The organism is uncultured Nostoc sp. (genome assembly GCF_964245445.1).
Taxonomy (GTDB): domain Bacteria; phylum Cyanobacteriota; class Cyanobacteriia; order Cyanobacteriales; family Nostocaceae; genus Nostoc.
Genome location: NZ_CAXTNE010000365.1, coordinates 1 through 6336, shown reverse-complemented (window position 1 = coordinate 6336; position 6336 = coordinate 1). Strand labels below are relative to the sequence as shown.

General features: G+C 43.9%; 6 protein-coding genes and 2 pseudogenes. 6 read left to right on the top strand and 2 right to left on the bottom strand.

Going from position 1 to position 6336, the window contains the following annotated elements; translation table 11 throughout:
• Positions 1–53 precede the first annotated feature (53 nt).
• Positions 54–497, top strand: a complete 444-nt coding sequence (locus ACFE90_RS34860) for a response regulator (protein WP_375506840.1) — start codon at positions 54–56, stop codon at positions 495–497.
• On the opposite strand, the gene ACFE90_RS34855 is transcribed toward ACFE90_RS34860, so the two are convergent.
• A complete protein-coding gene (locus ACFE90_RS34855; protein WP_375506839.1) occupies positions 484–615 on the bottom strand; it encodes a hypothetical protein in 132 nt (43 codons plus the stop codon). The genes ACFE90_RS34860 and ACFE90_RS34855 overlap by 14 nt on opposite strands.
• Here ACFE90_RS34855 and ACFE90_RS34850 point away from each other — a divergent pair.
• The 5 genes and pseudogenes from ACFE90_RS34850 to ACFE90_RS34830 all read left to right on the top strand — a co-directional run.
• A pseudogene (locus tag ACFE90_RS34850) lies at positions 608–865 on the top strand (response regulator); the annotation flags it as partial. The gene ACFE90_RS34855 and the pseudogene ACFE90_RS34850 overlap by 8 nt on opposite strands.
• Before the next feature lie 272 nt (positions 866–1137).
• On the top strand, positions 1138–1260 hold the full coding sequence (locus tag ACFE90_RS34845; protein WP_375506838.1) for a hypothetical protein: 123 nt from the start codon (positions 1138–1140) through the stop codon (positions 1258–1260).
• Between the two features lie 5 nt (positions 1261–1265).
• The gene (locus ACFE90_RS34840; protein WP_375506837.1) at positions 1266–1517 is read left to right on the top strand and encodes a hypothetical protein; all 252 of its coding nucleotides are present in this window, start codon (positions 1266–1268) and stop codon (positions 1515–1517) included.
• A gap of 301 nt (positions 1518–1818) precedes the next feature.
• On the top strand, positions 1819–2406 hold the full coding sequence (locus ACFE90_RS34835) for a LemA family protein (RefSeq protein WP_375506836.1): 588 nt from the start codon (positions 1819–1821) through the stop codon (positions 2404–2406).
• A gap of 6 nt (positions 2407–2412) precedes the next feature.
• Complete coding sequence (locus tag ACFE90_RS34830; RefSeq protein WP_375506835.1) at positions 2413–4344, top strand: M48 family metallopeptidase; 1932 nt, start codon at positions 2413–2415, stop codon at positions 4342–4344.
• Between the two features lie 139 nt (positions 4345–4483).
• On the opposite strand, the pseudogene ACFE90_RS34825 reads toward ACFE90_RS34830, so the two are convergent.
• Positions 4484–6336, bottom strand: a pseudogene (locus ACFE90_RS34825) (NACHT domain-containing protein); the annotation flags it as partial.

Below are 6336 nucleotides of genomic sequence, written 5' to 3'. Positions count from 1 at the left end.
AGTTGTTAGCGATCGCTGGTTTTTGATCCTACCTCACCAAATCGCGTTGCTCCCTGGAAACTTATGAGTTTGACCTGATTCTGGCAGATTATACATTGCGAGGATTCGATGGGATCTCGGCACTGAAAATTGCCTGCTACCTTCGTCCTGATATTCCATTTATTTTTGTCTCTGGCAACTTAGGTGAGGAATTAGCGATCAAAACGCTCAAGCGGGGAGCTACAGACTATGTACTTAAGCAACGGTTAGAACGGTTAGTGCCTTCGGTACAAGAGGCATTGTTCCAAGCCCAAGAACACCGCGATCGCAAACGGGCAGAACTTCTACTGATTGAGCAGAAGCGACTGCTGGAGTTGACTGCATTGGGCCAAATACTGGACGATTGTCTATTATCTGTATGTGACTCCGTATCTAGACTAAATCCAAACACACGAGCTTGCTTCCTGCTAACTGATGCTCAACGACTAAGCTTTGCTTGCTCCATTACCCCAAGGTGAACCATTCAGTTTGGAGCATTCTAGCCATGATCGCTACAAACGAAAACACCAGTTGTTGTTGAGTACCGTGTGCGAGGGTACGACGGACAGTATCGCTACGTGGTAGCTCAAGTGACATTGGGATGCCACAGATGGATGGCTATATGCTGATGCAACAAATTCGTGCCCTTGGGCTTGAACAAGGGAAACAAATTCCCGCTATTGCTTTAACAGCTTATGCCAAAGAAGTCGATCAGCAGCAAGCGATCACTGCTGGATTTCAACTTCACCTAGCCAAACCTATTGATCCAGAAACGGTGGTGGCACTTGTTGTTGAATTAAACAGAAAAATCACTGATAGCAGTTCAACGCGTGCTACTGAATATTGATTTGTAAGCCTTCTGAACCTCAGAGGGTGGAAATAGCATGATTATAGTTATTTCAAAGTCAAGAATTAAGAACTGGGAGTTCTGTAGACAGCTTAACTTCACACTAGCCACAAGTTTGTATCAACCTCGTATCCTTTAAAATATAAATGACTGCACAAGATAAAGCCCCAAGACCTCAAATAAATTTAGATTTATCGCCAGAACTTTATGAGACAATAAATAATCTGGCGCAATAGATTAATGGAAATAATGCTGAGGTACTAATAAAAGCGATGTCTACGGCTGGCTACGCCTACGCACTCCTAGAAGTTGCCTTAGAAGCCAAGCAAAAAGGCAAGCATATCTGGATTGCAGATGATAACCAAAATCTTGAAGCTGAAATTATTGGTATCTAAACAGCATGACAGATAATACAGATTTATCAAAAATAATTGCTAGCAAAGGCGACAATCCACTAATTCTGTCACCTGAAAATTTGCAGTCACAAGAAGATGTAGAACTTGAGCATAAACTGCGAGAACTCAAGTTTAAACAAGAACTAAGAAAAGATTGGATTTTATTTATTGTCAGAGATGTAGTAATTTTTCCTGCCGCTATCCTTTTTATTTTCGTTGTCAGTGGTTATTCTTTATTTATTCAGATTCATAGGTGACTTATCTGGCTACAATTTTTAATCAACCACAAAGACGCAGAGTACACAGAGAAAAGAGAGATGATAGAGTTCACAAATTTTGAATTGTTGGAAATTATTTCTCTTTGCGTTCTCTGCACCTCTGCGGTTATTTAAAAAATCTTACACTAGTAAATTTGCGTAATTAATTTTACAGACGACGAAGCCAACTTGCTACAAGTAGACTCATATTTATATCCACACAAATGTTGTTGGATATCAAGATTACCGTGATTGGTAAATCTGCAAAAAAGTAAGTAGCTGATGGAAATCATCTAAAAATATGGGGCTTTTAATATTTTCTGTTGCTTTAGTTGCCATTGTTGCTGTAATTATCATTAATGGCTACAACGATTTAGTCAAGTATCGCAATCGTTACAAAAATGCTTACTCTCAAATTGATGTTCAATTACAGCGCCGCTATGATTTAATTCCCAACTTAGTGGAAACTGCTAAAGGGTACATGAAACATGAACGGGAAACTCTAGAGGCAGTTATTGCGGCTCGAAATTCTGCAATTAATGCTAGCACTCGTGCGGCGCAAAATCCCGGCGATCGCCAAGCGATGCAACAGTTGGGCAATGCCGAAGGAGCGCTAACGGGTGCGTTAAGTCGGTTGATGGTACTTTCAGAATCTTATCCAGAATTGAAAGCCGATCGCGCCATGACTCAAGTAATGGAAGAATTATCTTCCACTGAAAACCGGATTGCTTTTGCACGTCAGGCTTTTAATGACGCGGTGACACTTTACAACACTAAGAGCGAATCTTTCCCCAGCAACCTTGTGGCCAATACTTTTAACTTTACTGTTGCAGAATTGCTCCCTGAAGCTACTCCAGAAATGAGAAATGCTCCACGCGTGTCTTTTTAGGTATCTATGAATTTCTTTGAACATCAGGATCGGGCACGCCAAAATACGCAACAATTAATCGGGTTATTTTCCCTGTCGATCGCAGTCATGATTATGGCAATTTATATTGCCACTTTATTTCTGTTTCGCATGGCTCCCCGTGTTTGGTGGCATCCAGGATTATTTCTCTACGTGGCTGGGATTACAATAATTGCGATCGCATTAGCAAGCTTATATAAAATTGCCTATCTCCGTGAGGGCGGAAGCGTAATTGCCCAAGAGTTAGGGGGAAGACTCCTGATACCAGATATGGCGGATGAACAAGGGCGACAACTATTAAATATTGTCGAGGAAATGGCGATCGCTTCCGGTATTTCCGTCCCTGAAGTTTATCTCCTTGAGAGAGAAACCAGCATTAATGCCTTTGCTGCCGGATTTACGCCCAATGATGCTGTAATTGGAGTTACCCGTGGAACTCTACAACATCTGAACCGGGATGAGCTACAAGGAGTCATTGGCCACGAATTTAGTCATATTCTCAATGGAGATATGCGGCTGAATTTGCGTTTGATGGGACTACTGCACGGGATTTTGTTCATTTACTTAACTGGAGAATTGCTGTGGCAGATTCGTGGTAGCTTCCGTTTAGGAAAGGAAGACAAGGGTTTGCCTTTGTGGGCTTTTGGTTTAGCACTAATGGCAATTGGCAGTATCGGATTATTCTGTGGACGCTTAATTAAAGCCGCAGTCTCTCGCCAACGGGAATTTCTCGCCGATGCTTCGGCTGTACAGTTCACTCGCAATCCCAATGGACTTACCGGAGCCTTTCAAAAACTCCAAAAAATGGATTCACGCTTGATTGCGCCCGGAGCAGAAGCCGCTAGCCACATGTTTTTTGGCAACGCCCTTAACCCCTCTTTCTGGGAAAATATGTTTTCTACCCACCCACCCTTAGCAGAACGTATCCGCCGCGTTGGGGGTTTGAACGTCAGCAATTTAGCAGCAATGCCATCTCGCAATCAAGTGCGTTCCCCTTCCCAGGAATCCCAAACAATGGGCTTTGCTGGTGGTGACAGCGCCACACCAGCACAGGTTGTAAACCAGGTGGGAAGCGTCACACCAGAGCATTTTGCCCATGCTCAAGCGCTGTTATCGCAGTTACCAGAATCCCTGCGCTTGGGCGTGCGGGAGCAGGAAAGTGCAATGGCGATCGCTTTGGCGCTAGCGTTAGATACTGAAAATATCGAGATCCAACAACGTCAAATTGCTTGGTTACGCGAGGTGCAGCCTGCTGAGTTGGTAGACAAAACCCTGGAATTGAGTAGCGAAATTAGCCAGTTAGATCCCAGAATTCGTTTGCCACTTGTGGATTTAGCAGTACCCGTATTGCGTCAAAATTCTGCTAAAGAATGCCAAAGGTTGTGCAAATGCATCCACGGTTTAGTTGTAGCTACCGGAAGTTTATCATTGTGGCATTTTGTGTTGCAGTTAATCCTGTGGCATCGCCTCCAACCTAGTATAAATCCTACATCTGTGATAACGGTTGAATTTACCTCTATAGAAGAGATTTGGCCAGATAGTTTATTAGTATTGTCCGTCATTGCCCGCATCGGATACTCCCAACCCGATGCCTCCACCGAAGACATCGCCTATGCTTTTCGTTCTGGAGTTTTTCGACTTCCCAAAGCCGGAGAACAAGAAAAACCAGACACGCCACTTACCTGTAATTTCACTGAACTTAAAAAAAGTATTGAGCGCCTCCGTCTTGCCAGTCCCAAACTCAAGCAGGCTATTGTTGATGCCTGCGCCCACACGGTACTTTTGGATAACAAAGTTACACAGTCAGAAGCAGATTTACTAAGAGCGATCGCCATGACGCTAGACTGTCCCATCCCCCCATTTTTAAACCCTCAGCGTGGCGTTTCAAAACAGAAACAATCTTCTCCACAGCGAAGTTAATATAACCAGTGATATTAACTTCGCCTAATTACTTGTTAAACACGGAGAACCCCACCCCGCCAAAGCTGTGCTTTGTCTCCCCTCCCCTTGGTAAGAGGAGAGGTTGGGGGTGGGGTTATTTTATTGTCCAATACCCAACTTATCTAGTTCTCAACAACTGCACAAAAGTATTACTCACCGTATTGTCTTTGGTGTCGGCGGCGTATTGAATCAAATCTTCCCGCAGTTCTTTGGCTGCATCTAAAGGCAGCAACGTTGCTAGCAAGAAATAAACACCACGAAATCGCGGATCGCCCATTCTATCAACTAATAGTCCTTCGGCAGCATCAGTTTCGCCCAGAAAGTTTTGCACCAAGAAGAAATCCATGATTTTATCGTGGCGGAAGTACCATTCTTTCTTGGCTTCGCCTTTTTCATCTTGCCACTGACGGCTGACTACCATCTTGTATTTCTCGTCTTCTAAAGACATAGCAACTTGGTGAAATTCATCGGCGGGTAAGGCTTGTTTGTCTTCGAGTCGCATTCGGTAGACGGCGGCAGAAAATCTTTTGAGCGGAAATTCTTGTTTCCATTCTTGCTGGTATTCTGCCGCCATCAGGTTGTATTGCTGTTCTTGCAGGCGAAACAAGTTTGGCTGTTTACCTTGTGATAGCATCAGTGCTACCACTGTTAGATCCATTGGATTGGAAAGAATTCGGCGGACAGCATCTAACTCTTCTTGGGCTTGCTTGTTATTGAGGACTTCTGTTAAATAATTGGTGCAGGCTTGGGCGTAATCAGCACCTTGAACTTTGGCATCTTGGGGGAGTCGCGGCTGACGGGAGATCAAAAACTCTTGAATTTGTTGTTGTTCAAGGGGCTGCAAGTAGTATGTTTTTGCTGTTGAGGGCGGTGTCCACTCTAGGGGCTGGGTAGTCATAATAATGTTGCCTCGGAAATAGCTTTCGACAAACTGGCAGATTTTTGCCCGTGTTTCGGCAGTGACTTCGTTGAGTCCGTCGATGCAGATATCTATCGCGCCACTGTAAATCAGGTTTTTCAGGAAGCCTGCATCTTGGGCTTGTCCGTGTAGCTTGTCTTGGATGGCTTCAATTACGCCTTTATGACATTTCTGGGCGGGGAGATAAACGACTATGCGCTCTTGATTTTTCAACAGATGGCGGAGAAACATCGACTTGCCTAAGCCGGAATCACCTTCTAAGATAATTTGTCCTTGAATACTGGGTAATGCTGCGGTAATTGACTGGATGTCTCCTGAGACGGGAACTTTGACTTTAGATTCTGGGAAGTATGATTGGTCATAAAAATTATCTAATCCGGCATCGGCTAATAGGGAAGGTTTGAATGGTTCAAATAATTTGCGCCGGAAGAAAGGAACCCAGGTGAGGAGAAAGCCGACATAGCCGACGCCGAGAATCCGGCGTACCCAAGGGTTCCAGAAGAAGATAGCTTGGACTTGGGGAAATTTTGGGTAGGCAAAGATCAGGGCAAGCCAAAAGGCTGCATGAATGAGGATGGTATTTTTGGCTTTGAAAAACCACTGCTAATATTCCAGATTATTAATTACTGACTGCACCGCATTCGCATCAGTGGGGTAGACTTTTTTAAGGTTGCTGTAATGGCTTTGCAGTAAACCAATATCTTGCCGTTTCCAAGGAACGTTTTTGTTACCAGCAACTTCGGAAATTTGCTTGGCTAAATCGTTGCGTAAGCGTTCTAGTCCTTGGCTGTTATTCCAAGTTTGCAGAAATACGTTGAGGGTTTTGACACCTTCATCATGTGAGAGTTTGTCAGGAGTTGATTGAGGAGAACCGAGCCATTTCAATAAAGTTTTCACTTCCTCAGTGCCACCGCCCAGGAAATAGGTTAGAAAACGCCAATTTAAGTATTCTGAATTACCAGGCTGATAAATATTATTCAGAATTACAACAACCTCCTTTAACTCCAGTTTTCTGATATTCGTTAATGCCTCTGCCGCACTGAGACGAACAT

Bases quoted from the DNA above. Each gene is read 5' to 3' on its own strand.
- ACFE90_RS34835 (WP_375506836.1), top strand. From the start codon at position 1,819: ATGGGGCTTTTAATATTTTCTGTTGCTTTAGTTGCCATTGTTGCTGTA.
- ACFE90_RS34840 (WP_375506837.1), top strand. From the start codon at position 1,266: ATGACAGATAATACAGATTTATCAAAAATAATTGCTAGCAAAGGCGAC.
- ACFE90_RS34855 (WP_375506839.1), bottom strand. From the start codon at position 615: ATGTCACTTGAGCTACCACGTAGCGATACTGTCCGTCGTACCCTCGCA.
- ACFE90_RS34830 (WP_375506835.1), top strand. From the start codon at position 2,413: ATGAATTTCTTTGAACATCAGGATCGGGCACGCCAAAATACGCAACAA.
- ACFE90_RS34845 (WP_375506838.1), top strand. From the start codon at position 1,138: ATGTCTACGGCTGGCTACGCCTACGCACTCCTAGAAGTTGCCTTAGAA.